This window comes from Nocardioides sp. (assembly GCF_047607185.1).
GTDB lineage: Bacteria > Actinomycetota > Actinomycetes > Propionibacteriales > Nocardioidaceae > Nocardioides.
Window position 1 is genome coordinate 1 of sequence record NZ_JASGDQ010000143.1, and the last position, 26056, is coordinate 26056.

The 26056-nt window shown below is 71.3% G+C and carries 24 protein-coding genes; 5 read left to right on the top strand and 19 right to left on the bottom strand.

All coding sequences use genetic code 11. The annotated features are described in order from the left end of the window. Positions 1-91 precede the first annotated feature (91 nt). The 5 genes from ppc to QM595_RS17280 form a co-directional block, all read right to left on the bottom strand. Complete coding sequence (gene ppc / locus QM595_RS17260; RefSeq protein WP_415172816.1) at positions 92-2899, bottom strand: phosphoenolpyruvate carboxylase; 2808 nt, start codon at positions 2897-2899, stop codon at positions 92-94. Positions 2900-2990: 91 nt separating this feature from the next. Next, the gene (locus QM595_RS17265; RefSeq protein WP_415172817.1) at positions 2991-4451 is read right to left on the bottom strand and encodes a gluconokinase; all 1461 of its coding nucleotides are present in this window, start codon (positions 4449-4451) and stop codon (positions 2991-2993) included. 160 nt (positions 4452-4611) lie between these two features. Further along, complete coding sequence (locus tag QM595_RS17270; RefSeq protein WP_415172818.1) at positions 4612-5415, bottom strand: MFS transporter; 804 nt, start codon at positions 5413-5415, stop codon at positions 4612-4614. 17 nt (positions 5416-5432) lie between these two features. Then, positions 5433-6671 carry an MFS transporter gene (locus QM595_RS17275; protein ID WP_415172819.1) on the bottom strand — a complete coding sequence of 413 codons (1239 nt, stop codon included), beginning with the start codon at positions 6669-6671 and terminating at the stop codon, positions 5433-5435. A gap of 222 nt (positions 6672-6893) precedes the next feature. Beyond that, positions 6894-7277: a hypothetical protein gene (locus QM595_RS17280; RefSeq protein WP_415172820.1), complete on the bottom strand. Its 384-nt coding sequence runs from the start codon at positions 7275-7277 to the stop codon at positions 6894-6896. A 184-nt stretch (positions 7278-7461) separates the two neighbouring features. Here QM595_RS17280 and QM595_RS17285 point away from each other — a divergent pair, with 184 nt between their 5' ends. Continuing rightward, complete coding sequence (locus QM595_RS17285; protein WP_415172821.1) at positions 7462-9255, top strand: hypothetical protein; 1794 nt, start codon at positions 7462-7464, stop codon at positions 9253-9255. 82 nt (positions 9256-9337) lie between these two features. Here QM595_RS17285 and dnaB read toward each other — a convergent pair whose 3' ends face one another. Continuing rightward, on the bottom strand, positions 9338-10687 hold the full coding sequence (gene dnaB / locus QM595_RS17290) for a replicative DNA helicase (protein WP_415172850.1): 1350 nt from the start codon (positions 10685-10687) through the stop codon (positions 9338-9340). 503 nt (positions 10688-11190) lie between these two features. On the opposite strand from dnaB, the gene QM595_RS17295 reads away from it, so the two are divergent. Then, positions 11191-12495, top strand: a complete 1305-nt coding sequence (locus QM595_RS17295) for an MATE family efflux transporter (RefSeq protein WP_415172822.1) — start codon at positions 11191-11193, stop codon at positions 12493-12495. Here the strand turns inward: QM595_RS17295 and QM595_RS17300 are convergent. Next, positions 12482-12871 carry a MerR family transcriptional regulator gene (locus QM595_RS17300; RefSeq protein WP_415172823.1) on the bottom strand — a complete coding sequence of 130 codons (390 nt, stop codon included), beginning with the start codon at positions 12869-12871 and terminating at the stop codon, positions 12482-12484. The two genes, QM595_RS17295 and QM595_RS17300, sit on opposite strands and share 14 nt — an antisense overlap. A 52-nt stretch (positions 12872-12923) precedes the next feature. On the opposite strand from QM595_RS17300, the gene QM595_RS17305 reads away from it, so the two are divergent. Beyond that, positions 12924-14084: an MFS transporter gene (locus QM595_RS17305; RefSeq protein ID WP_415172824.1), complete on the top strand. Its 1161-nt coding sequence runs from the start codon at positions 12924-12926 to the stop codon at positions 14082-14084. 31 nt (positions 14085-14115) lie between these two features. Continuing rightward, the gene (locus tag QM595_RS17310; protein WP_415172825.1) at positions 14116-14697 is read left to right on the top strand and encodes a DinB family protein; all 582 of its coding nucleotides are present in this window, start codon (positions 14116-14118) and stop codon (positions 14695-14697) included. Positions 14698-14745: 48 nt separating this feature from the next. Here the strand turns inward: QM595_RS17310 and rplI are convergent, their stop codons facing one another. The 9 genes from rplI to QM595_RS17355 all read right to left on the bottom strand — a co-directional run bounded on the left by rplI (position 14746) and on the right by QM595_RS17355 (position 20907). Further along, positions 14746-15198 (bottom strand): 50S ribosomal protein L9, encoded by a 453-nt coding sequence (gene rplI / locus QM595_RS17315; RefSeq protein WP_415172826.1) that lies wholly within the window; start codon positions 15196-15198, stop codon positions 14746-14748. 13 nt (positions 15199-15211) lie between these two features. Then, positions 15212-15448 (bottom strand): 30S ribosomal protein S18, encoded by a 237-nt coding sequence (gene rpsR, locus QM595_RS17320; protein WP_008355445.1) that lies wholly within the window; start codon positions 15446-15448, stop codon positions 15212-15214. Between the two features lie 71 nt (positions 15449-15519). Further along, positions 15520-16074 carry a single-stranded DNA-binding protein gene (locus QM595_RS17325; RefSeq protein WP_415172827.1) on the bottom strand — a complete coding sequence of 185 codons (555 nt, stop codon included), beginning with the start codon at positions 16072-16074 and terminating at the stop codon, positions 15520-15522. 65 nt (positions 16075-16139) lie between these two features. After that, positions 16140-16427 (bottom strand): 30S ribosomal protein S6, encoded by a 288-nt coding sequence (rpsF, locus tag QM595_RS17330; RefSeq protein ID WP_415172828.1) that lies wholly within the window; start codon positions 16425-16427, stop codon positions 16140-16142. Between the two features lie 201 nt (positions 16428-16628). After that, on the bottom strand, positions 16629-18758 hold the full coding sequence (locus QM595_RS17335; protein WP_415172829.1) for a heavy metal translocating P-type ATPase: 2130 nt from the start codon (positions 18756-18758) through the stop codon (positions 16629-16631). Positions 18759-18904: 146 nt separating this feature from the next. Further along, entirely contained in the window at positions 18905-19108 is a 204-nt protein-coding gene (locus QM595_RS17340; protein ID WP_415172830.1) for a heavy-metal-associated domain-containing protein, read from the bottom strand. Between the two features lie 27 nt (positions 19109-19135). Then, on the bottom strand, positions 19136-19441 hold the full coding sequence (locus tag QM595_RS17345; RefSeq protein WP_415172851.1) for a metal-sensitive transcriptional regulator: 306 nt from the start codon (positions 19439-19441) through the stop codon (positions 19136-19138). A gap of 75 nt (positions 19442-19516) precedes the next feature. Further along, on the bottom strand, positions 19517-20254 hold the full coding sequence (locus QM595_RS17350; protein WP_415172831.1) for an SDR family oxidoreductase: 738 nt from the start codon (positions 20252-20254) through the stop codon (positions 19517-19519). A 50-nt stretch (positions 20255-20304) separates the two neighbouring features. Continuing rightward, complete coding sequence (locus QM595_RS17355; protein ID WP_415172832.1) at positions 20305-20907, bottom strand: LysE family translocator; 603 nt, start codon at positions 20905-20907, stop codon at positions 20305-20307. Positions 20908-21117: 210 nt separating this feature from the next. Between QM595_RS17355 and QM595_RS17360 the strand changes: the two genes are divergently transcribed. Further along, complete coding sequence (locus tag QM595_RS17360; protein WP_415172833.1) at positions 21118-21912, top strand: deoxyribonuclease IV; 795 nt, start codon at positions 21118-21120, stop codon at positions 21910-21912. A gap of 61 nt (positions 21913-21973) precedes the next feature. Here QM595_RS17360 and QM595_RS17365 read toward each other — a convergent pair whose 3' ends face one another. From QM595_RS17365 to QM595_RS17375, 3 genes are all read right to left on the bottom strand, one after another. Next, positions 21974-22837 (bottom strand): DUF559 domain-containing protein, encoded by an 864-nt coding sequence (locus QM595_RS17365; RefSeq protein WP_415172834.1) that lies wholly within the window; start codon positions 22835-22837, stop codon positions 21974-21976. 204 nt (positions 22838-23041) lie between these two features. Further along, on the bottom strand, positions 23042-23350 hold the full coding sequence (locus QM595_RS17370) for a hypothetical protein (protein ID WP_415172835.1): 309 nt from the start codon (positions 23348-23350) through the stop codon (positions 23042-23044). A 272-nt stretch (positions 23351-23622) separates the two neighbouring features. After that, positions 23623-26049: a CHAT domain-containing protein gene (locus QM595_RS17375; protein ID WP_415172836.1), complete on the bottom strand. Its 2427-nt coding sequence runs from the start codon at positions 26047-26049 to the stop codon at positions 23623-23625. Between the last annotated feature and the right edge of the window lie 7 nt (positions 26050-26056).

The following is a 26056-nucleotide window of genomic DNA, read 5'->3' on the forward strand; positions in this document are numbered from 1 at the left end:
CGGGTACGAACTCCGGTTTATGACCCCTTGCGGGGTGCACCCGATAAACCCTTTCACTCGCACCCACCGCACTATCTGGTTGAGACGCCGCTCAGCCGGTGTTGCGCAGCCCGGCGGCGATGCCGTTGACGGTGAGCAGCAGGGCCCGCTCCAGATCCGGCGTGAAGGCGTCGTCGCCGGCCCGGCTGCGGGCCAGCAGGGAGACCTGCAGGGCGTGCAGCGGAGCCAGGTAGGAGTCGCGCAGCGCCAGCGTCTGCCGCAGCACCGGCGCCCCCTCCAGCAGGGTCGACTGGCCGGTCAGTGCCAGCAGCTCGGCCACGGTCCGGTCGTACTCCGCCCGGATCACCTCGAACGGGCCACGATGCTGCGCCGGCACCAGCGAGTCGACGTACTCGTTGGCGATGTTGAGGTCGGTCTTGGTCAGCGTCATCTGCACGTTGGAGCAGAAGGTGCGGAAGAAGGCCCACGAGCCGTACATCTCGCGCAGCCGGTCCGCCAGGCCGGCCTCGCGGGCGGCCGCCAGCCCGGAGCCGACGCCGAACCAGCCCGGCAGGATGATCCGGGACTGGGTCCAGCCGAAGACCCAGGGGATCGCCCGCAGGTCGTCGAGGCTGCCGTCGCCGCCGGGTCGCTTGGCCGGCCGGGAGCCGATGTTGAGCTTGCCGAGCTCGTCCACCGGCGTCGCGGTGAGGAAGAAGGGGACCAGCGACGGGTCGCCGACCAGCCTCTCGTACGCCGCCTGCCCGGCCCCGGCGATCAGGTCCATGGCGGAGTTCCAGACGTCGAGCACGTCGGCCGGCAGCAGCGAGACCCGGTGCAGCGCCGAGGCCTCGATGACCGCGGCCAAGGCGCCCTCGAGGTTGAGCCGGCCCAGCCCGGGCAGGCTGTACTTGTCGGAGATGACCTCGCCCTGCTCGGTGATCTTGATGGGGCCGTCGAGGCTGCCGTAGGGCTGCGCCATGATCGCCTCCGCGGTGGGGCCGCCGCCCCGGCCGACCGAGCCGCCGCGACCGTGGAAGAGCCGGAGCACGACGCCGTGGCGGCGGGCGATGTCGCGCAGCGCCCGCTGTGCCCGGTGGATCTGCCATTGCGAGGCGGCGATGCCGGCGCCCTTGGAGGAGTCGGAGTAGCCCAGCATGATCTCCTGGACGTCGCCGCGGGCGGCCACGATGCGGCGGTAGGTCGGCTCGGACAGCAGCGCGTCGAGCAGCGGTCCGGCGGCAGCCAGCTCGGCGACGGTCTCGAAGAGCGGCGCGAAGCCGATCCGGGCGGTGGCCGGCACCTCCGGTGCGCCGGGATCGACCAGGCCGGCCTCGCGGGCGAGCACGACCAGCGCGTAGAGGTCGTCGACGTCGTGGGTCATCGAGACGATATAAGTCTCGACGACGTCGGGGCCGTAGCGCTCCAGCGCGGTCCGGATGGTGTCGAGCAGCTCCAGCGAGGCCGTCGCGGCCGGGCCGAGGTCGTCGCGGACGATGCCGACCAGCGGCCGCCGGCTGGCCATCTCGGCCCGCAGCAGCTCGATCCGGGCAGGCCGGTCGAGGTCGTCGTACGACGTCTGCCCGATGCGACCGAGGAGCTCCGCGAGCGCGGCGTGGTGCTTGCCGGAGTGCTCCCGGATGTCCAGCGTGGCCAGGCCCGCGCCGAAGGCGACCGCGGTCCGGATCGCCCGCAGCACGGTGCCGTTGCCGACGACGACATCTCCGGCCGCCAGCATCGAGTCGCGCACCAGCGCCAGGTCGGCGACGACCTCGTCGAAGGCGAGGTAGTCGCGGCCGGGCTCGTGCGGGGTGCCGTGCCGCAGCCTGGCGGCGGTCCGCTCCAGCCGGACCTTCACGAAGCTCAGCTTGCAGCGGTAGGGCTCCTCGGCGTTGAGCCTTCTGATGGTCTCCCAGGTGATCGGCAGCGCGGCGGCGTCGGCGGCCAGGCTCTCGCGCAGCGCGTCGCTGACGGCGACCACCCGGGTGGAGGCGGTGGCCTCGACCAGCAGGTCGTCGACCAGCTCGACGAGGGCGGCGAGGCCGGCGGCGTACTGCAGGTCGAGCACCTCCAGCGTCACCGCCGGGGTGACATTCGGGTTGCCGTCCCGGTCGCCGCCGGCCCAGGTGCCGAACCGGAGCGGCCGGGCCGTGGCCGGCAGCTCCACCCCGAGCGTGGCCAGCTGCCGGTCGAGCTCGGCCAGCAGGTCCGGGACCACGTCGGCGGCGAGGGAGTGCAGGTAGTAGAGCGCGTTGCGGGCCTCGTCCTTCGGCTCGGGGCGCACCACCCGCAGCTCGTCGGTCTGCCACAGCAGGTCGACCAGCTCGGCCAGCCGTTGCTCGGCGGTGGCGCTACCGGGACGCCGGGGGTCCTCCAACGCGTCGGCGGTCTCGACCAGTCGGCGCAGCAGGAGCAGCACGCTGCGGCGGCTGGCCTCGGTCGGGTGGGCGGTGAAGACGGGTCGGTACTCCACCCTGCCGAGCACGCTCGCCAGCAGCTCCGGGTCCAGCGAGCCGTCATCAAGAGCGGCGGCGATCCGTCCCACCGTCCGCGCCAGCGGGCCCTCCTCGGTCTCCAGCTCCCGCCAGCGGTGCAGCTGCTCGGTGGCGTTGACGAGCTGGAAGTACGCCGTGAAGGCGCGCGCCAGCACCACCGTCTCGGACTCGTCGAGACCGGCCAGCAGCCGCTGCAGCTCGGTCCGGTCGGGCTGGCGGGCGAGCTGGCGGACCCGCTCGACCAGCTCCAGCAGCTCAGACCCCTCGTGGCGCGCCAGCGCCTCGCCGAGCAGAGTGGTGAGCTGTCGCACCGAGGCCCGCAGCGCCGCATTGTGGGCGTCGGAGGCGACCCCGCCGCCGAAGACCGCCGCATCCGGCTCACGGTGATCGGCAGCCAGGATCTCCTCGACGCTCCGCTCAGTCATGACACCAGTCTGGCGGGCGGAGGTTACGGCCGCGCTACCCGGGCGGGCCTCACCGATCCGGGATTCGACAACGTCGCGGATCGAGCCTCGCTCACCCGCCGACGGCGACCGGATAGATCTCCTCGAAGCGGCGTCGTACGTCGTGGTAGTGCTCGGTGAAGGCCGGCCGGGGCTCGAAGCTGCCGGCTGTCGGAACCGGCGCCCGCTCGACCTCGGGCGCCACGCTCTCCAGCGCCAGCAGCGCGGTGCCGAGCACCGTGGAACGGCGGATGTTGACGAACTCCAGTGGCCGGCCGACGACGTCGGCGATGATCTGCAGCAGGTGCGGCAGGTCCTGCCCCACTCCGCCGGTGGCGACCACCCGGCCGATGCCGGGCGCGGTGGCGAGAAGCTGCTCCACGATCCGGGCGTAGGAGATGGCGATGCCCTCCGCCGCGCCCCGGAACAGGTCGGCCGCGGTCGTCGAGGCGGTGACGCCGGCGAAGGTGGCGGTGGCACCGGCCGCCCAGCCGGTGCTGCGCTCGCCGGTGAGGAAGGGCAGCATGACCGGGGTGTGCGGCGACGGGTCGGCGATCAGCAGCGCCTCCTGCTTGCCGAGATCGCCGAGCTGGAGCGTGGTGCGGCACCAGTCGACCACCCGGCCGACGTCGTTGATCGCGCCGCCGAGCAGGCTGCGGCCCGCGTCGATGCGGTAGCCCCACAGGCCGCCGGGCAACTCCAGCGCCGCGGCGTTGTCGACCACCACGCGGACCGCGCCGCTGGTGGAGGCCGACAGCCCGGCGCTGACGCCATCGCCTGCCCCGATGCCGAAGTTGGCGCCGAGCCCGTCGGCAATGGTGGGCAGCACCGCCGCGCCGGCCAGTCGCGGCCACCGGCTCGCGTCGGCTCCGGCGATGGGGACGCCCGGGTCCTGGATCGGCGAGAAGGCCTCCTCGGGGACCCCGGCGACCATCAGCAGCTCGGCGTCCCAGTGGCCGGTGAGCCGGTCGAGCATCCCTGTCCAGGCGGCCGTCGGCGTACCGCAGGCGGTGGCTCCGAAGAGCTTGAGCTGGACGTACTCGCCCAGCGAGAGCCAGCGGCTGACCCGGCCGAAGACCTCCGGAGCGGTGTCGCGCAGCCAGAGCAGCCGGGGCGCCAGGTAGCTGGAGTGCAGCCGGGTGCCGGTGCGCTGCTGCAGCTTGTGCTCGTCGAGCTCCTCGCGCAGCCGGGTCACCCAGGCCGCGCAGCGGCCGTCGGCATAGGTGTAGCAAGGAGTGAGCGCGTTGCCGTGCTCGTCGACGCCGATCAGCGAGCTGGCGAAGGTGTCCATCGCGACGGCGGCGAGATTCGTCTCGGTCGCCTCGGTGAGGCCGTCGAGGATGGTGGCGATCTCGTCGGCGACCTGGTCGGGGTCGATCGTCGAGGTGCCGTCGGAGGCGCTGGTGAAGGCGTGCGGGACCTTGACCCGCTTGCCGACCTGCCGACCGGTGGGATCGACCAGGATGCCCCGGGAGGCCGTCGAACCGACGTCGAGAGCGATCAGCGCCGGCTCCAGCACGTCCTTGTGTGTCATATGACCGACCCCCGCCTTTGGAAGCTCTCGTATGCCGTCTGCGCCGACGGATCGATTCACCGTAGACCACCAGCGCCGCCCGCGGAATCCCCTTGTCTGCTCGACTCCGCCGAGGGCTGGAAGATCGCCTTCCACTCCGGCAACGACCAGGGCGGCTACCTCACCTGGGACCTGTCGTGACGGCGCCGGCGCGCGGCAGGTCGCGGACCGCCGGCGAGGCCAGCGCCAGCAACGCGATCGCGACGTAGGCGACGCCACCAGCCACCAGGATCTCCCGCTCGCCGAAGACGCCCGCGAGCGGTACGACGGCGAGCTGGCCGGCGGGGATCGCGACGAACGAGCCCAGCATGTCGTAGGAGTTGGCCCGGGAGAGCATCTCGTCGGGGACGTTCTCCTGCATCGCGAGGGCCCAGCCCAGGCTGAAGAGCTCGACCCCCATGCCGGCCGCGAAGGCGACGACCATGACCGCAGCGGTGGCGGGATGGAGGCCCATCACAACGAGCGGGATGCCGGCCAGGGCGGCGCCGAGCATCCCGGTCAGCAGCGGCCGCCGGATCGGCAGGCGCAGCATGATCACGGTCAGCACCAGCACCCCGACGGCCTCGGCGGACATGATCAGCCCCCAGCCGTGGATGCCGATCGCGGTCTGCTTGGCCACGATCGGCCCGAGCGTGTAGAAGGCGCCGGCATGGATCGCGTTGAGGAGCGCGAAGGAGAGCACCACGACCCACAACCACGTCGTACGGCGGAAGTAGACCCAGCCCTCGGCCAGGTCCTGGACGATCGAGGACCGACCAGCGGTCGGCGTGCGCGGCGGCAGCGCGCCCGCCGACTCGCTGACCTCCAGCACCGCGAACGCCAGCGCGATCGGCGCCATCGTGGAACCGGCCTGGTTGACCAGCCGGGACAGGAAGTACCAGCGGAAGCGCGCGTCCCGCAGCGGTGCGAGGGAACGCCGGGTCATGGCGCCGCACTATGCCATCAGGCGTTGACCAGCTCCCGCTCCCGGCGGACCGCCGGAGCCAGCGCGGCCCGCAGTCGCCGCTGGGACGCCGCGACGAGGATCAGCGCCAGCGTCATCGCCGAGACGGTCACCGCGAACGCCGCCGGGTAGCCGGCCCGGTCGGCCAGCCGGCCGGCAAGGGAGGAGCCGACGGCGTACCCCAGGCCGGTGGCACTGGCGAGCACGGTCATCGCCGTCGCCACGCGTGCCGGGTCGACGACCCGCTCGGCGATCGTGAAGACGCCGATCATGAACGGCGCGACGGCGCAGCCGAGGATGGCGACCACGAGGACCAGCGTCGGCGGTCCGTCGACCAGCGGCAGCGGCAGCGAGAGCATCAGCAGCGCGGCGACGGCCGCGAGGATGCGGCGCTCCAGGCCGACGTGGTCGGGGATGAACGCCGTCAGCACGCCCGCCAGCGCGCTGCCCACGCCGAGGGTGGCATGGATCAGGCCTGCGATGCCGGGCTGGCCGGCGTCGGTCGCGAGCACCGTGGTGCCGGTCTGGGTGGCGCCGAAGAAGGCACCGATGAGCAGCTCGGCGAGGACCAGTACGACGAGCACCGGAGTCACCAGTCGGCCCGCCCCGGCCAGGGGTCCGTGGCGGCGACCGGTGCGCGCCGTGGGATGCAGCGCGAACGCGGCGCCGAAGACGGCGAGCAGGCCGGCCGCGACCAGCAGCGCGCCGCCGGGTGAGATCAGCACGACGCCGAGCCCGATCAGCGCCGGCCCGACGGCGAAGGAGGCCTCGTCCACCGCGCCCTCGTAGGAGAAGGCGGTGTCGACCAGGCGGCGCTGGTGGGCGCCGCTCCGGGCGGTGATCGGGCGCCACCGCACCCGGGCGAGCGGGCCGACCTGCGGCATGGTCAGCCCGGCCAGCGCCGCGGCACCGACGACCGCGGCGTCAGCGGCGCCGGCGTGCACCAGCGCGACCAGGGCGGTGAGCGCGGCCGCGCCGGCCAGCGCCTGGACGAGCACCACGTGGCGCTGCCCCAGTCGGTCGGCGAGCGAGCCGGCGAACGGCGCTCCGACGGCGTTGGCGACGGCCAGCGCCCCGGCGGAGAGGCCGCCGAGGCCGTAGCTGCCGGTCGCCTCGGAGACGAGCAGCAAGGTGCCGAGCTGGCTCATGGCGAGCGGGAGCCGGGCCAGGAACGCGATGACGACGTACGTCGTCCCAGCCAGCTCGAAGAGCCGGCGGTAGGAGGCGATGGGTGACACTTTCTGGGGCCTTTCGGGTGCGTCTCAACGACGCGCCGAACCCACCACCAAGACGCGAGAAACCCTCTGCAACTGCTGTTTCAGTGTACGCCCGGCCGGCCCTTCCTGCCTATTCGCCGACCCGGAGCCGCGCCGGTTCTCACCGACCTCGAGTGGTCACTTCTGCCACGAGATCGGCCGGTCGTGGGAGAGGCGGCGCGGTCTGCGGAATCAGTCCACTGGCTATCGGTGCTGGACCCAGATGTTGGGTTCGGTGTAGGTGCCGAGGTCGGCTTCGCGGTCGATGTAGAGCGGGCTGAGTCCGTGGGGGATCACGTAGTGACCCGTGGACGGCAGCGGCATCGAGGTCCAGCTCTCCCATTGCTCGACCGTGCCGGTCATCGTCTGTGAGTGGGGGGCGGTGCCGAGGATGCGGCCACAGATGACGAAGGTGTCGGCCTGTCCGCCGCACTCGCGCAACTCCACCGCCCGACGAGTGGTGTCTGTGTAGCCGGACGGCAGATCACCGACCTCGCCGTTCCATCGGATCGGCACGCCCCAGCCGGTCGCGATGGGCTCGTCGTCGCGGACCAGCATCACGTTCAGGTCGGCGAACCAGTCTCGCACCCTGTCGATGTAGACCTTGGCGACCGCGTCGGCTCCGATAAAGGCGGGAAATGCGTCGGCGACTCGTCGGCCTCGGGCGAGGCATACCCCGATGCTACTGACCCGGGTCGGTTCATCGGTTGCTGACGTCGTACGGCGACTCGCCGCTGTCGCTTACGGCCTTGACACCGATTACCCTCCTCCCATGAGTCCCATGCGCATCATCCGTATCAGCGGCCTCGCCAGCGGCGCCCTCCTGCTCGCCGCAGCCCCGGTGATCACTCCGGCAGCGACGGCGGCAACGCCGGTGCCGGACCCTGTGGACTCCACGCAGGTCCGCTTCTACACGCCGGTCGGCACCGCTGATCAGCCCGGGACCGTCAACACCACCAGCGACGTCCACGTCGTGCTGGGGGCCGGCGCGTCGGTGGAGACCATCCACCTCGAGTACAGCATCGACGCCGGCGAGACCTGGCAGGACCTGGCCACCTCGCTGGCTCGCAGCGAGGCGACCGGGCTCTTCGACTTCTCCTGGACCCCCGCCGTCAGCGGCGCCGTCGAATTGCGCGCCACCGGGCTGGCGGCCGACGTGCCGGTCACGGGCACTCCCGCCGAGGCCGACGTCGTCCTGTCGAGCACCAGCGGCACCCGGTTCACCCTCACCCAGCCGACCTATGGCGGCAGGGAGATCCGGGTCGGCGTCTTCCGCCGCGCGGACGGCCACTCGTTCGCCGCCATCTCCGGTACGACGACCGGGACCACCGCGCCCACGCTGGCCGATCCCGCTCACGACTCGCTCACCGCCTCGACGCTGCCCCTGCCGACCGGAGAGTTCGACGCGACCGCCAAGTCGTTCGTCGAGCCGGTCGACCTGGGTGCCTACGGCGTCCTGACCGCCGCCAGCCAGGTGGCCGTCCAGGTCCGCGACGAGGTCTCCTCCGACGCCGCCGCCATCGCGGTCTACGACCAGGTCGTCACCGCCGTACGTGCCACCACGACCCCGGTGGCCGGCACCGACACGACGGAGATCACCGCGACGGTCACCGACCAGTACGGCCAGCCCGTGACCGGCGTCCTCATGCACCTCGGCGGCCAGGCGGCCGGCCCGGTCGTCCGGCAGAACCAGACACAGGTCAGCGACGTACGCGGACAAGTCTCGTTCAGCACCGGCGTCACGACCCCGGGCGGCTACGACGTGTACGCCGACCTCAACCTCAACACCTTCCACACCACCGGTGAGCCGGGCTACCAGGTCATCCTCGGGAAGGTCGCCTTCGCCGCACCGGGCAAGAGCTTCTACCACAACAACACCCGGATGAAGACCGCCGGCGGCACGGTGGGCGACTCGCTGAAGGGCACCCGGAAGGCCCAGCGCAAGGGCTACACCTGGATCGATCAGGACGGCCAGCTCGCGTTCGCCAACGCGAGCCGTAAGCGGGCGGGGGCCGCCAGCGTCACCAGCGCCGACCAGGTGGTCTGGGTCAACGCCCACGGTGCGCCGTACAACCCGGCGTGGCTCAAGAAGGGCCGGTTCGAGGACAAGACCTGGACCGCCCTGAAGAAGCACGAGGGTCTGCGCAATGCGGAGATGACCTTCCAGCAGAACGCCGCCCACGGCCTCTCGGTCGAGTGGGAGGTCAAGAACATCAAGCCCTTCACGACGCAGGCTGCCCTCCGGGCCGCGTTCACCAACCTCGCCGCCCGGGCCCAGGCGGCGTACGGCTCGGCGTGGCAGAGCCGGGTCGTCGTCAAGGTCCTCTCCAACGTCGGGGGCGGCCAGAAGTACGCCCTCAAGGTCCTCAAGGCCGCCCACGGCCAGGGCTTCACCACGATCTTCCTCGCCCGCGGCGCCACGACCAAGACCCAGACCATCCCGGCCGCGGCCCAGCAGTACGTCGACTACGTGCGCGGCGCCTCACCGGCGATCTACCCCGACATTCCCCCGGCGTCGCAGTTCACCGCGGTCACGAACGCGATCGCGAAGATCCCGTCGGTCTGAACTCGGGGTCGACCGGATCAGTAGATCTTGACCTGGCAGCGCGTTGTCGAAGCTCGCTGCATCTCGACAACAGCGAACCAACTCAGTGGGCCATGTCGACGAAGCGGCTGTAGTGACCCTGGAAGACCACGACGATGTCACGGGTGGGGCCGTTGCGGTGCTTGGCGACGATCAGGTCGGCCTCGCCGGGGCGGGTGGACTCCTTCTCGTAGACGTCGTCGCGGTGGAGCAGGACCACCATGTCGGCGTCCTGTTCTATGCTGCCCGACTCGCGGAGATCGGCCATCATCGGGCGCTTGTCGCCACGCTGCTCGGGGCCGCGGTTGAGCTGGGAGAGGGCGATGATCGGCACCTCGAGCTCCTTGGCGAGCAGCTTGATCTGGCGAGAGAACTCCGAGACCTCGAGCTGGCGGCTCTCGACCTTCTTGCCGGAGGTCATCAGCTGAAGGTAGTCGATGACGATGAGCTTGAGGTCGTGGCGCTGCTTGAGGCGTCGGGCCTTCGACCGGATCTCCATCATCGTCATGTTGGGGCTGTCGTCGATGAAGAACGGCGCCGAGGAGATCTCCCCCATCTTGCGGGCGAGCTTGTTCCAGTCCTCATCGGTCATCTGGCCGTTGCGGATGTGGTTGAGCGGCACCTTCGCCTCGGCGGAGAGCAGCCGCATGGTGATCTCCGAGCGCGTCATCTCCAGGCTGAAGAAGACGCAGGCCAGGCCGTTCTGGATCGAGGCGGACCGGCACAGGTCCAGCGCAAGCGTGCTCTTCCCCATGGCGGGGCGGGCCGCGACGATGATCATCTGGCCGGCGTGGAGGCCGTTGGTGAGCTCGTCGAGGTCGGCGAAGCCGGTGGGGACGCCGTAGAGCCCCGCCTCACGGTTGCCGATCGCCTCGATCTCGTCGAGGACCGGGCCCATGATCTCCGACAGTGGGGCGTAGTCCTCGGTGGCCCGCTTGTCGGTGATCTTGTAGACCTCGGCCTGTGCCTGGTCGACGATGTCGTCGACGACGCCCTCGCCGGCGTAGCCGATCTGGACGATCTTGGTGCCCGCGTCGACGAGGCGGCGCAGGATCGCCTTCTCGCGGACGATCTCGGCATAGAAGCCGGCGTTGGCGGCGATCGGGACGTTGGCCGAGAGGGTGTGGAGGTACGGCGCGCCGCCGATCTTCTGCAGCTCGCCACGGCGCTGCAGCTCGGCCGCGACGGTGACCATGTCGACCGGCTCGTTGCGGCCGTAGAGGTCGATGATCGCGTCGTGGATCGTCTCGTGGGCGGGCCGGTAGAAGTCGACGCCGCGCAGCACCTCGGCGACGTCGGCGATGGCGTCCTTGGAGATCAGCATGGCGCCCAGCACCGACTGCTCGGCGGCCATGTCCTGCGGGGGCGTGCGGTCGCCCCCGCTGGTCGGACGCTCACCCGGCTCGTAGGCCACCGGACCATCGCCCCAGTCGTCGAACGGCGGCTCCGGGACCCCACGCGTGTCGGACTCGGTGACGCTCAACTGTGCCCCCCTCGGCAGACCAACCTCGGCTCGACCCCACGCCCTCGAACCTAGGTGCGAGCACCGACAGTTCTGAGAGCGGTCTTGCGACCCTAGGCGAGGTCTCGGCGTGTCGCGAAGACACGGACGCCCCGTTATCCACACCCGGCTGTGGATAACGCCTGGGACCCCGTGGACGACACGCGGTTCGCTGTGCACAGCATGGGGAGACTTCTGTGGAACACAACCCGCGGAAGCCCACAAAGTGGGCTCTGACCTGCGTAAACGCGATCCAGATGATGTGGAGCGAAATTTCTCGGGACCGAGCCGTGTTCATCTCCGGTCCATGTTCCGGTCGTAAAGCGGTTTGTCGACATACCGCCGCGATCGTCACACGATCCACAGGAGTCACCCACTTTTCCACCGCTCCCCCAGGACCGCTAGCGTGGCCGGCCATGGGGCGCGCGACCGACCGGGAGATCCTCCGGCTGGCCTTCCCGGCGTTCCTCGCCCTCGTCGCCGAGCCGCTCTTCCTGCTCGCCGACTCGGCGATCGTCGGCCATCTCGGCACCGTCGAGCTGGCCGGCCTCGGCGTCGCCGGCGTCGTGCTCCAGACGGTGGTCGGGCTGTGCGTCTTCCTCGCCTACGGCACCACCGCCGGCGTGGCGCGTCGGCTCGGCGCGGGCGACCTGCGCGGCGCCATCGCCCAGGGTGTCGACGGGCTCTGGCTGGCGGTCGTCATCGGCGTGGTCGTCACGGTCCCGGTGATGATCGCGGCCGGCCCCCTGGTCGAGGCCGTCGGCGCAGACGGGGAGGTGGCCGAGCAGGGGACGACGTACCTCCGTCTCGCCGTGCTCGGGGTCACGCCGCTGCTGCTGATGCTCGCCGCCAACGGCGTGCTACGTGGACTGCAGGACACCCGCACCCCGCTCGTCGTCGCGGTCGGCGGCAACCTGCTCAACGTCGTCCTCAACCTGGCACTCGTGTACGGCGTCGGGCTGGGCATCGCCGGCTCGGCACTCGGCTCGGTGCTCGCCCAGGCCGCAAGCGCCGCCGCGTTGGTGGCGGTCGTGGTGCGCGGCGCTCGCCGGCACGGCTCCTCGCTGCGCCCCGACCTGGCCGGCATCAGGTCGGCGGCCCGCGCGGCGGTGGCGCTCGTAGTGCGCACCCTGACGTTGCGCGTCGCGCTCCTCGTCACGACGTACGCCGTCACGCTGTCCTCCAGCGCACAGGCCGACAGCCTCGCCGCGCACCAGATCGCGTTCACGCTGTGGACGTTCCTGTCCTTCGTGCTCGACGCCATCGCCATCGCGGCGCAGGCGCTGACCGGTCGCGCGCTGGGGGCCGGGGACATCGCCACGACCCGAGTGCTCACCGCTCGGATGATCCGCTGGGGCGTGGTCAGCGGCGTGGTGACCGGGCTCGGGCTCGCGGCCACCAGCCCGTTCCTGGGCCACCTCTTCACCGACAGCGCCGAGGTGATGGACCTGCTGGTGCCGGTGCTGTTGGTCGCGGCCGCCGGACAGCCGATCGCAGGTGTGGTGTTCGTGCTCGACGGGGTGTTGATCGGCGCCGGCGACGGCCGCTATCTCGCTTTCGCGGGCCTGGTGCCGCTAGTCGTCTACGCCCCCATGGTGCTGGTGTGGCACCCGTCGCTGCTGGTCGTGTGGGTGTTCTTCTCCGCCGTCTTCATGGGCGCTCGACTGGTCGTCCTGGTCTCCCGGGAGCGCGGCGATCGCTGGCTGGTCACTGGCTCCTGACCGGCTTCGCGGCGAGCAGCGCCTGATGCTCGGTGCGCACCAGGTACTCGCGGATGGTGTCGCGGCTCCTCGTCAGGCAGGCGATGCGTGCCTCGATGCCGCGCAGCTCGGCCGCGAGCTGCTCGGCGAGTTGGACGGGACAGGTCGGCTCGTCCCGGGCGGCGGCGTCCTCGGTCTCGATCAGCAGCTTGACCAGCCGGGTCGGGATGCCGGCCTGCACCAGCCCGGCGATCCGCGAGACCCGAGCGACGTGCTCCTCGCTGTAGGACCGGTAGCCGTTCGGCGACCGATCGGCGGTGAGCAGGCCCTGCTGCTCGTAGTACCTGATCAGCCGCGGCGGGACGCTTGTCCGTGCCGCCACCTCGCCGATCTTCATCGCGCCCCCAAGATTGACATTGACATTAATGTGAGACTTTACCGTCGAAGACATGGCGATCACCACCCCCACCACGGACCGATCCGACACCCTGCCCTGGCCCGGCCTGCTTGTCCTCGGCGCCGCCGCGCTCACCATGGTGACCGCTGAGATGCTGCCCACCGCGGTGCTGGCGCCGATGAGCGCCGGCCTCGGCGTCGATGACGCCCGCACCGCCCGACTGGTCTCGGTCTGGGCCGCCGTCGTGGTGGTCGCCAGCTTCCCGCTGGTGCGGCTGACCCGCCGCTGGGACAAGCGCTCCGTGGTCGTCGGGGCGCTGTTGGTGCTCGCGGCGTCCTCGGTGCTGACCGCTCTCGCCCCGACGTACGCCGCCGCGCTCGGTGCCCGACTGGTAGGAGCCGCCGCGGTCGGGCTGCTGTGGTCGACGCTCAACGCGCAGGTGGCCGACCTCGTCAGCGACCGGCTGCTGGGGCCCGCCATCGCCGTGGTGCTCGGCGGCGCGACGCTCGGCATGGTGCTGGGCACGCCGCTGGCGCGCGTGGTCGCCGACGTCGCGGGATGGCGGACCGCGTTCGTGGTGCTGGCAGGGCTCGGCCTGGTCGTGGCGGTGCTCGTGCGCATAGTGGTCCCGCGCGGGGCGCCGGTCGAGGTCGGCGGTCCCGCGGCGGATGGCCACGCCTCGCCGCGACCCATGCTCGTCGTCACCGGTCTGGTGGGGCTGGTCCTGGTCGGTCACTACGGCGCCTACACCTTCATCACCCGGCTCGCCGAGCATCCCGCGGACGTCCTCCCGGGCGGGGTGGGCACGCTGCTGCTCGTCTTCGGCGTCGCCTCGGCGGTCGGGGTGGCGCTGGCCGGGCGGGTGGCCCGGACGCTGACGGGCCTGCTCGTCGCCGTCGGGCTGACCGCCGCCGCGCTGCTCGGGCTCGCTGTCGCCGACCACGCCTGGATCGGGGTCGGCGTGGTGGTTGCCTGGGGAGTGGCCTCGGGCGCGCTGCCGCCGCTGGCGCAGACCGAGATCCTCCGGCTCGCCGGGCCCGGGCACCGGGCCACCGCTGGCGCGCTGATCCCGGTGGTCTTCAACGGCGGCATCGCCGTCGGCGCGGCACTGGCCTCACTACTCGTGGACCGGGGCGGCGTGGCCGCCCTGCCGGTGCCGACCGCGATCATCGTCGGCATCGCCGCGCTCGGGCTGGTGCTCGTCAGGCGGTGACCGCAGTCGCCGATTGGGGCAGGCTGGACTCATGAGCGAGGACCCGAAGGCGACCCTGCAGCACTATCTCCAACGCGCCCGCGACGGGCTGGTGATGAAGCTCGACGGACTCTCGGAGCGGGAGCTGCGGCTGCCCCGCACGCCCACCGGCACGAGCCTGCTCGGCATCGTGAAGCACGTGCTCAACGTCGAGTACGGCTATCTCGGCCTCACCTTCGGCCGGGAGTTCCCGACCCCGGGCGAGCTGCTGCCGCTCTCCGCCTACGACACCGACCCGCAGGCGGACTGGTACGCCACCGAGGACGAGACCGCCGCCGGCCTGCTCGACCTCTACCGGCGGGTGTGGGCCTTCTCCGACGAGACCATCGCCCAGCTGCCGCTCGACGCGCCCGGTCGGGTGCCCTGGTGGCCCGTCGACGGCGCCGACGTCACGCTCCACCACATCGTCGTACGGGTCATCGACGACACCTCGCGCCACGCCGGCCAGGCCGACATCCTGCGCGAGCACATCGACGGCGCCGTCGGCCTCAACCCGGCCGCGCCCAATATCCCCGACGACTACGACTGGCCGGCGTACGTCGCGAGGCTGACCGACCTCGCCGACCGGTTCTGAGAAGCAGAAGGCCGGCCCCCGAGGGGACCGGCCTTCGATGCGTAAGCGTCAGGCGGGGACGACGTTGAGAGCCACCGTGGCGGACACCTCGTCGTGGAGCTTGACGGAGATCTGGTGCGCACCGAGCGACTTGATCGGGTTGCCGATCACGATCGAGCGCTTGTCGATCGCCTCACCAGCCGCAGCGGCGAGCGCCTCGGCGACATCGCCCACCGTCACCGAGCCGAACAGACGGCCCTCCTTGCCGGCGCGGACCTTGAGCTGCACCGGCGCGGCCTCGAGCTTGGCCTTCACGGCGTCGGCGTGGTCGGAGTCGCGCAGCGCACGGGCGGCGCGAGCGGCCTTGATAACCTCGACCTGCTTCTCGGCACCGCGGGTCCAGCGGATCGCGTCGCCGCGGGGCACGAGGTAGTTGCGGGCGTAGCCGTCCTTGACCTCGATGACGTCGCCGGCAGAGCCGAGACCGGTGACCTCCTGGGTCAGGATGATCTTGGTAACCATGTCAGGGCTCCTCTCAGCGACCGGTGGAGGTGTAGGGCAGCAGGGCGACCTCGCGGGCGTTCTTGACGGCGATGGCCACGTCACGCTGGTGCTGGACGCAGTTGCCGGTCACCCGACGGGCGCGGATCTTGCCGCGGTCGGAGATGAACTTGCGGAGCAGGGTGGCGTCCTTGTAGTCGACGCCGGTCGCCTTCTCCTTGCAGAACTGGCAAACCTTCTTCTTGGGCTTGCGAATCACTGCCTTGGCCATTGTGGTGCTTCCTTTCTAGAAGCCCGGACCAGGCTGATTACTGGGCCGGAATGGTTAAGGGATGGGAATGATCAGAACGGGGGCTCTTCGGACGACACCCCGGGCGTCGCCCAGGGGTCGTTGGCGGGGGCCGACTGCGCGGGAGCGCCGCCGTACTGCCCGCCACCGGCGGCCGGAGCCGACGGGGTCGCCCAGGGGTCGTTGGCCGGAGCAGCGGCGGGAGCACCGCCGCCGAAGCCGCCACCGGAGCCGCCCGAGGAGCGGTTGGCGCGGGTGACCTTGGCGGTGGCCCAGGTGAGCGACGGGCCGATCTCATCGACCTGCAGCTCGTTGACCGTGCGCCGCTCGCCCTCACGGGTCTCGTAGGAGCGCGACACCAGCCGGCCCTGCACGATGACGCGGGTGCCCCGGGTGAGCGACTCCGCGACGTTCTCCGCGGCCTGGCGCCAGATCGAGCAGCGCAGGAAGAGGGTCTCGCCGTCCTCCCAGCTGTTCGTGTCGCGCTTGAACGTCCGCGGCGTCGAGGCCACCGTGAAGTTGGCGACCGCGGCACCCGAGGGGGTGAACCGAAGCTCGGGGTCGTCGGTCAGGTTGCCGATCACGGTGATGATGGTGTCGCCGGCCATGTCTAGTCCTCCGTCTCGATCAGAGAGTCGTCAGCGTCCATCCTGACGGATGGCACCGACATGGATCACTTGCCGGGGCGAATGACCTTGGTACGGAGGATCGACTCGTTCAGCGTGAGCTGACGGTCGAGCTCCTTGACGGTGGCGGGCTCGGCCTGAAGGTTGACGATGGCGTAGATGCCCTCGGCGTTCTTCTTGATCTCGTAGGCCAGTCGGCGACGGCCCCACACGTCCACGTTGTCGACGGTGCCACCGTCGGTGCGGACCACGTTGAGGTACTTGTCGAGCGACGGAGCGACGGTGCGCTCGTCGAGGCTTGGGTCGAGAATGACGACCACTTCATAAGCACGCATAGCGATCTCCACCTCCTCTGGACTCAGCGGCCACGGTCTCTCCGTGGCAGGAGGGCTACTGCGTTGTGTCCCCACACGACTTGGGGACGGGCAACGGTAACAGGGCGGCGGGCTCTGGACCCAACCGAGACCCTGCCCCACCTGTCAGTTTGCGACCGCTCACCGGCTTCCGGATGTCAGTTTGCGACTGGTCGCGGGTGTTCAGCGGAAGGTGCGCAGCCGCAGCGAGTTGCCGACCACGAAGACGCTGGAGAAGGCCATCGCCGCGCCGGCGATCATCGGCTGCAGCAGGCCCGCCATCGCCAGCGGGATCGCCGCGACGTTGTAGGCGAAGGCCCAGAACAGGTTGCCCTTGATGATCGCGAGGGTACGACGGGAGAGCCGGATGGCATCGGCGGCCTTGGTCAGGTCGCCGCTCACCACGGTGAGGTCCGAGGCCTCGATGGCGACGTCGGTGCCGGTGCCCATGGCGATGCCGAGGTCGGCGGTCGCCAGCGCGGCGGCGTCGTTGACACCGTCGCCGACCATGGCGACGACCCGGCCCTCGGCCTGCAGCCGCTTGACCACGTCGACCTTGTCGGCGGGGAAGACCCCAGCGTGCACCTCCTCGATGCCCACCTCGGCAGCCACCTGCTCGGCGACCGACCGGGCGTCGCCGGTCAGCAGCACCGGCCGCAGCCCGAGCCCCTTCAACTCCCTCACCGCGTCGTACGACGTCGGCTTGATGGTGTCCGCAAGCGTGACGGTGCCCCGCCACCGGCCGCTCCAGACCACGTCGACGGCGGTCTCGGCACCCGCCTGGGCGCCACGCGACACCGACACCTCGACTCCCTCGACGGTGCCCGAGACGCCTACCCCGGGCGTTGCGGTGAAGCCGGAGACCGCCGGCAGCGGGCCGGCGTGGGCCGCCACGATGGCCCGGCCGATCGGGTGCTCGGAGCCGGCCTCGACCGCAGCCGCCAGCCGCAGCACCTCCGCAGCCTCGACGCCGCTCGCCGGCGACACCCCGCTGACCGCCAGCTGGCCGGTCGTGACGGTGCCGGTCTTGTCGAGTACGACGGTGTCGACCGCGCGGGTCGACTCCAGCACCTCGGGGCCCTTGATGACGATGCCGAGCTGGGCGCCCCGGCCGGTGCCGACCATCAGCGCGGTGGGCGTGGCCAGGCCCAGTGCGCAGGGGCAGGCGATGACCAGCACCGCGACCGCGGCGGTGAAGGCGGCGGAGGCTCCGGAGCCGGTGCCGAGCCAGTAGCCGAGCGTGGCGACGGCGATGCCGATGACGACCGGCACGAAGACCCCGGAGACCCGGTCGGCGAGCCGCTGCACCTCCGCCTTGCCGAACTGCGCCTGCTCGACCAGCCGGGCCAGCTGCGCCAACTGGGTGTCCCTGCCGACCTTGGTGGCGCGCACCACCAGCCGGCCGCCGGCGTTCACGGTGGCCCCGACCACCTCCGAGCCGGGGCCGACCTCGACCGGCACCGACTCCCCGGTCAGCAGCGAGGCGTCGACCGCCGAGGAGCCGTCCTCGACGATGCCATCGGTGGCGACCTTCTCGCCGGGTCGCACCACGAACAGATCGCCCACCTGCAGCGCCTCGATCGGCACCGGAGCCTCGACGCCGGCGCGCAGCACCACCACGTCCTTGGCACCCAGCTCCAGCAGCGACCGGATCGCGGCGCCGGCGCGGCGCTTGGCCCGTGCCTCGGCGTACCTCCCGGCGAGGATCAGCGTGGTCACCCCGGCGGCCGCCTCGAGGTAGATCATCGCCGAGCCGTTGCCCCGCTCGACGGTGAAGCTGAAGCCGTGCCGCATCCCGATCATGCCGGCCTCGCCCCAGAACAGCGCGTAGACCGACCAGCCGTAGGCGGCCAGCACGCCCACCGAGACCAGCGTGTCCATGGTGGTGGCGCCGTGGCGCAGGTTGACCCAGGTGGCCTTGTGGAAGGGCAGCGCTCCCCACACCACGACCGGCGAGGCCAAGGTGAGGGAGAGCCATTGCCAGCCGTCGAACTGCCAGGCCGGCACCATCGCCAGCACCACGACCGGGATGGACAGCAGGGCAGAGACGATCAACCGCTGCCGCAGCGGGTCCGCCGGCTCCTCGGCGGCCGTCGCCGGCAGCGTGGCGTCGTAGCCGGCGGACCGGACGGTCTCGATCAGCTGCTCGGGGGTGACCTCGTCGGGGAAGTCGACGCGCGCCTTCTCGGTCGCGAAGTTGACCACGGCGCTGACGCCGTCGAGCTTGTTGAGCTTGCGCTCGATCCGGTTGGCGCACGAGGCGCAGGTCATCCCCTCGATGTCGAGCTCGACGTGCTGCGGCTCAGTGGCCATGGTCGCCCCCTTCCGAGCGGCCCGCCGTCAGCGTGAAGTGGGCGGTGCGCACCGCGACGAACCCGACCAGTCCGACCGGGGCATTCATGCCGCCCCTCGCTGCGCTCGTGGCCGACATGGTGCCCACGATTCGCTCGCAAGCTCGCTCACGCCAGCGCGTAGCCGGCCTCGTCGACGGCGGCCCGGACCGCGTCGTCGGCGACCGGCTGGTCGGCGGTGATGGTGAGCGCCCCGCTGGCAAGGTCGACGTCCACGGTGGTGACGCCGGCGATGGCGGAAACCTCCTCGGTCACCGATGCCACACAGTGCGCGCAGGTCATGCCGGTCACGGTGTAGCTCTGGGTGGTCATGTCGAAACGCCTTTCAGGGTCGGGGAATCAGGAGCGGACCAGTCGGGCGATCGCCGCGGAGGCCTCGCGGACCTTCTCGTCGGCCTCGGGGCCGCCGTGCTGCACGGCCTCGGCGACGCAATGACCGAGGTGGTCCTCCAGCAGGCTGAGGGCGACCGACTGCAGCGCCTTGGTCGCCGCCGAGATCTGGGTGAGGACGTCGATGCAATAGGCCTCCTCCGCCACCATCCGCTGCAGGCCGCGGATCTGGCCCTCGATGCGGCGCAGCCGCTTGAGGTGGTCCTGCTTCTTGCCGGCTGCAAGGTAGCCGTGCTGGTGCTCGCTCACACCAATTACCTTACCCCCCTAGGGTATTTTGACAAGAGGCGAAGGCCACTCCCTCACGGATCCATCAGCCGGTGGGGTCGGTCAGCTCCGACTCGCCAGCCACTCGTTGAAGGTCTGCTCGCCCAGCCTGACCTCGCCCGTCGGCAGGTTGCCCCCGGCAGCGGCGGCTCGGCCCATCCCACCGGGTGCCCGGAACTCCAGGACCGGCTTGCGCGATCCCTCGGCACGCAGCAACCGGCGCACCAGGTCCGCCATCCGGGTCACCTCCGGCCCCGCCATCTCGCTCGTCGGCACCGGGTCACCGCTCGCCAGGTCGGCGAGCGCGACGCCGACCTCGCTGGCGGCCACCGGCTGCACCTGCCAGCGGGGGATCACCGCGACCGGGCCGGGCAGCCGCGCCAGCAGTTGGCCGGGAAAGTCGTGGAACTGCGCCGCGCGCAGGATGCTGACCGGGATCGGCGCCGCCCGCAGCAGTTCCTCCTGCCGCTCCTTGGCCCGGTAGTAGCCGTAGGGAACGCGGTCGATGCCGATGATCGAGACGACCACCAGATGTCCGACGCCCGCCTCCCGCGCAGCGGCGATCAGGTTGGTGGTGACCGTCTCGAAGAACCGTCTCGCCACCGAGCCTCTGGCGGTCGTCACGTTGCTGGCGTCGACCACCGCGTCGACACCGCTCAGAGCGTCGGTGAGGCCGGCGCCGGTCGTCAGGTCGATGCCACGCGACCGGGCGATCACGACGGGCTCGTGGCCGGCCCGCTCCAGGGCGGCGACCACGTGTCTGCCCAGCACTCCGGTACCACCCGCTACGGCGATCCTCATCTCCGGCACCTCCGGGTGAGTGTCCTCGACATCGAGCGAGACGGCCGAGGTCAGCGCGGCTCGACGGCGAGCTTGCCGGCCAGCAGCGCGAAGCAGGCGGCGAAGCAACGACGTACGGCGGTCATGATCCGGTCGCTGGCGAGCACTCGGTCGCGGAGCGCGCCGGCCAGGACGGCGTACAGCGCGAAAACGACGAAGGTCATCAGCATGAAGACGCCGCTGAGCGCGAGCATGTGAGCCGTCGAGCCCGGTCCCGCCGGCACGAACTGCGGCAGGAACGCGACGAAGAAGACCGTCAGCTTGGGGTTGAGCAGGTTGACCGCGATGCCGTTGCCGATCACCTTCGCGAACCCGGCCTGGGACGGCGCGCCGTCGAGCTTGAGGGCGCCGGTGTCGCGCCAGGTCGCCCAGGCGAGGTAGAGGAGGTAGGCCACGCCGGCGTACTTCACGACGTTGTAGGCGACTCCGCTCGCGTGCAGCAGCGCCGCCAGGCCGGTGATCGCGGCGAGCAGGTGCGGCACGATCCCGAGCGTCGAGGCGAACGCCGCGAGCAGGCCCGCCCGGGCGCCACGCGCCAGCGCGGCGGCCACGGTGTAGACCGTGCCCGCCCCGGGAAGCAGCACGATGACGAGCGAGGTGAGGAGGAAGGTCACCCTCTCAGTATCCCTGCCCGGCCCAGGGAAACGCTGATCGATGGCGCCGTCGCGAGCGTCGCGAGGCGAGTGCGCTGGCAAAGGCCACTTCGTTCAGACCTGGGCGCGAAGGCAGGCTGGGCGCCTGTCGAGCGTCCGCGGCGCGGCCAGCGTGCCGCATCTCGGCGCGCAGCAGGCGGGATTGATCAGCGATTCCCTAGGCTGGGAAGCATGATTTCGATCGGAGCGCACGTCGAGCAGGCCGACCCGATCGCGGAGGCGGCGGCGCGCGGCAGCACACTGGTGCAGTTCTTCCTCGGCGACCCGCAGGGCTATCGCGGACCCGAGATTCGGTACGACGGTGGGGCCGATGCGCTGCGGGCGGCGGCCGAGGCCGCCGGGGTGACGCTCTATGTCCACGCGCCCTACATCGTCAACGTCGCGACCACCAACAACCGGATCCGCATCCCGAGCCGCAAGCTGCTGCAGCAGCACATGGACGCGGCCGCCGCGATCGGCGCGGCCGGGCTGATCGTGCACGGCGGCCATGTCGAGAAGGGGGTCGACCCGTCGGTCGGCTTCGACAACTGGCGCAAAGCCGTCGAGGCGACCGACATCAAGGTCCCGCTGCTCATCGAGAACACCGCCGGTGGCGACAACGCGATGGCGCGCTATCTGGAGCGGATCGCCGGGGTGTGGGACGCGATCTCGACGGCCGAGGGCTTCGAGGAGGTCGGGTTCTGCCTCGACACCTGTCACGCCCATGCCGGCGGCAACGACCTCGAGACGGTGGTCGACGACATCCGCAAGATCACCGGCCGCATCGACCTGGTGCACTGCAACGACTCCCGCGACCTGTTCGACTCCGGTGCCGACCGACACGCCAATCTCGGCGCCGGACACATCGACCCCGACCTGCTGGCGGCGATGGTGCGCGACGCCGACGCGCCGGTGGTGCTGGAGACACCCGGGGGTGCCGAGGAGCACCGTGCCGACATCGCCTGGCTGACCTCCCACCTCTCCTGACCGCCCGCCCCAGCCGCAACGTCATGCGGACGGAGCCGACGGTTGCTCCGTCCGCATGACGCTATGCGGCCCTCCGGGTGGGTGCGCCGAGCGCCTCGGCTATCTGGTCGAAGAATTCGTCGGCGTTGAGTCGCAGTCCGAGCAGGGGGAGCCGCAGGATGGTGTCGCCGTCGAGTGCCAAGGCGTTCTGGCGCAGCGCGTCATCGACGACGTTCTCGACCCAGGCATGGTGGATCCCGTCGATCTCGACGACGAGGCGGTGCGCGGGCCAGTAGAGATCGAGGTAGTAGCGGCCACGACGATCCCGGCGCAACGACTGTCTCTCCGGGGGCGGCAGGCCGCGACGGCGCAGCTCCTTGACGACATCGAGCTCACCCAGTGAGCGGGCACCGTCGATGAGATCGTTGACGACCTCGTGCAGGAGCAGGCGGCGCCTGTCTCGTCTCACCCTCAAGAGCTCGATGCCGATCTCCTCGGCACGGGCGAGTCCTTGCTGGACCGTCAGCGTCAACACGTATGTCGCCTGCTTGTCGGTCACCGCCCACAGCGCCGCGCGCACCGCCGCGACCGGGGCCCGGGTGCGAGGGATGCCGCTCGCCGCCCGGTCTTCCGGCCGGAGGCGGCGGGTCTGCCGGATGTCGTAGAGCCTGGTACGACGGACACGGGCCCCACGCGGCACCGAAACCCGGTGCCTGCTGACCTCGAACCTCGTCAGCCCCGCCGCGATCAGCGCCGACGCTCCGTCGAGGCAGGCGCTGGGACCGCCTTGGAAGACTGCCGCCCAGCGATGTCCCTCGTCGCCGATCGGGCCGTTGTGCAGGCAGACCGACTGGTCCCCGATCAGCTGCCAACGACCGCTCCCCACCTGGCCGCGGATCTCCCACCGGGTGATGCCGAGGCCGTAGACCTGTTTACGAGAGAGCACATGGCCTTGCGACGCGGCGAGTTGGCGAGCGCGTCGGAGACGGACGTCATCGGGAGCGGGAGCCTTCGGCATGCGCATCGACTACCCCGTCGTACCCCTCTCACACCCCGGACTGCCGTCCCTGTGGACAACCGCCACGGCCCGTCTCGCAACGTCATGCGGACGGAGCAAGCGGTCGCTCCGTCCGCATGACGTTGCGGAGGGTCAGCGCTGGGCGGGCACGACGAAGAGCTCGCGCTCCTCCGACGGCTCGACGCGATCGCCGCGGTAGCGGGCCAGCCGGAGCGGCTGCGGCGCCTCGTCCCCGAAGACCAGGAACGTGAAGACGTGGTCACCCTCCTCGATGGGCAGCAGGTGGCCGGGGCGGTCGGCGATCCGCCACTCCGAGAGCGCGATGCCCTTCCGAGCGAAGCGGAGCTGCAGGTAGGTGCCGGCGTCCGCGGTCAGGATCTCACCGGACCTGGGGTCGCTGACGACATTGACCGTCGGAACGACGGCGGTGGTCATGCTCATGGTCCCTCCTCGAGTGCTGTCCAACACCCGAGAGGAGGCCGTCCCAAAGCCACTGATACATCAGCACGCGCAACGACTCTGGCGCCTCGAGGTGGCCAAGACATCAGGGATCATCCCTACATTTTGGAGATTCCCCACCCGAAGCAGGCGAATGCTCATCAGGGAGCCTCGAGCCGGCAGTCGGTCGCAGAAGTCGAGGAGCCGATCCAGATAGGCGTCGGCGACCGAGGCGCCGGCGCCGGGCGGCCGGCACGCGAGTGCGCCACCCTGCATCAGCCGAAGCAGACGAACGGCGCCGGCGGCTGGTCCTTGCTGGGGGCCGGGATCGCGGCGGCGAGCGCCTCGGCCGGGGCCCGGCCGGCGGCGAGGCCCTGGTGGACCCGGACCAGGACGTCGTACGCCGCCTGGTCGGCGACCGCCGCCGGCGATGCGATCACGCAGCGGGCCCCGGCATGGAGCCAAGCCGTCGTCATGCCGATGAGCTCCTCGCCCCAGCGGACGCTGGATCGGCCGACCTCGCACGCCGACAGCAGCACGACATCGGGGACGGCGCGGAGCTGGTCGATGTCGTAGCCGAACCAGGGCCCGTCGGCGAGTTGGAGACCGGAGAAGAGCGGGTTCTCGGCGGAGTGGCGACCGTGGGCGGCGACGTGGAGCACGTCGACCTGGGACGCCAGCTCGGTCACGGCGGCGGCGCTGGCCGCCTCGCGCACCAGCACCTGCGCGCCGGCCCACTCCTTCGCCGCCGCGGTGACCTCGTCCTCGGCGCGGGCGACGCGCGGGCCGGCCACGAAGCCGGCCGTCCCGGTGCGCAGCAGGGTGGCGGAGCGGGTCAGCCAGGAGGTGGCCGACTGGGCGACGGTGACGGGCCGGCCGACCAGGCCGGGGAGCAGCGTCCACGGCACCCCGGCGAGGCCGCCGGAAGGAGTGAGCACCGCGGCGCGGTCGCCGAGCGCGGCGACCAGCGGCGCGACCAGCAGGTCACCGAGTCGGCCGAGCCGGGCGGCCAGCTCGCCGCGCACCATCTCGCCCAGCGCGCCCGGCAGCTCGGAGGCGGCCATGTCGAGGTCCGGCAGCAGGCCGCCAAGCATGTCGCTCACGACGTCAGCCGGGCCCAGGTCGTGCCAGCCGACCCGCTCGTTGGTGACGACCAGTGCGGTGACGACATCGGCCGCCACGACGTAGGCGACCAAGGCGGTCCCCGGGCCGAGCGCCGCCCGTAGCTCCTTGAGCGACACCGGATCGAGTACCTCTCGGGAGCCGTCGTGCTGCCAGGCCAGCTCCCGGATCCGCGCCCGCAGCTCCGCCTCCCGCGCCGGCGTCACCTCACCGCGCAGCTCGGCGAGCCCCGCCGCGATCTCCTCGTTGCGTGGCGCCCGCACCGGCTGCACCCGGGAGGCCAACATCCGGGCCCGCTCCGACCACTCGAAGAGCGTCGCCGACCGCCGTGACGCCACCGCCAGTGCCAGACCCCGCTGCCCCAGCCGGACACCGTGGCCGGCCACGTTGGTCTGCAGGTCCAGCGACCCGAACGACGACTGCCACGCATGGAGGTCGGCCAAGCCCCGGCGCAGCTGCCGGAACGCCTCGCCCCGGCTGCCCTCCGCCGCCGCGAGCTCGGCGCGGACGTCCGCCGCGAGCAGTCGTACGTCGAGCGGCGCTCGCCGCACCCTCACCGACTCAGCCGCCGCCCGGGCGCCCCGAAGGTCGCCCCGCCGGGTGAGCACCCGGGCCGTCGAGAGCCGCGCCGTCGCCGCCACCCACGGCAGCCCCGCCTCCTCCAGCGCCGCCGCCAGCCGCTCCCCCTCCGCAACCAGCGAGGGCCGCGCCGACCCTGCCTCGACGGCGGCGACATAGCGGGCGGCCTCGGCCCGCATCAGCAGCGCGTCGGCGCCCAAGGAGCGGAGGCGGCGGCGAGCGCGGCGAGCGATCTGCTCTGCCGCGATCGGTCGGTTCGCTCGCAGGTGTCCGGACATCACCAGCTCGGCCTCCGCCTGCCGCCGGGCCAGGCGCCGTCGGCCATAGTCGGCGGCCGCGGTGTTCAGGAGTGCTAGACCCTCCTCGACGAGTCCGGCGGCCAGCAGCACCTCGGCACGATCCTGTGCCAAGACCGCGCGAACCACCGCTCCTTCGGATTCCAGCGCCGGACGAGCCCGCTCCATGGCAGCCAGCGCACCGACGAGGTCGCCGAGCAGCATCTGCACATAGCCACGGTTGTGCTCGGCCTTCGCCTTGTGGACCACATCCCCCGCTCGCTCGTAGGCATGTGCCGCGGCGGTGAAGTCGTCGTCCGCCTGGGCGAGCCTGCCCTGGTCCAGGTGGACCATGCCCCGATTGATCAGCGCGGTCCCGAGGTCCCACGGCAGTCCCTCAAGACTGGCAATGGCGGCACCGAAGGTCTCCAGGGCCTGCTTCGGCTGCCCACACCGTCGCAGGATCGCCGCCTGTTGCGACTGCAGGATCCCGCGCACCTCCGTCGGCAGACCCGGAAAGTCGAGCGCGGAGCGACATCGGCGCAGCGCATCCTGCAGGTCCGCCGAGTCCGAGGCGACGTAGGCACGGCTCGCCTCGATTCGTGCCCTCAGTGCCTCGTCAGTGGCGGCCGCGCTCGCTCGCGTCAGGTAGCGGGTCGCTGCCGCGAGCTTGCCGGCGTTCATGGCGATCACGCCACGACGATGCAACTCCTCGGCAGTCAGCACACCTCAC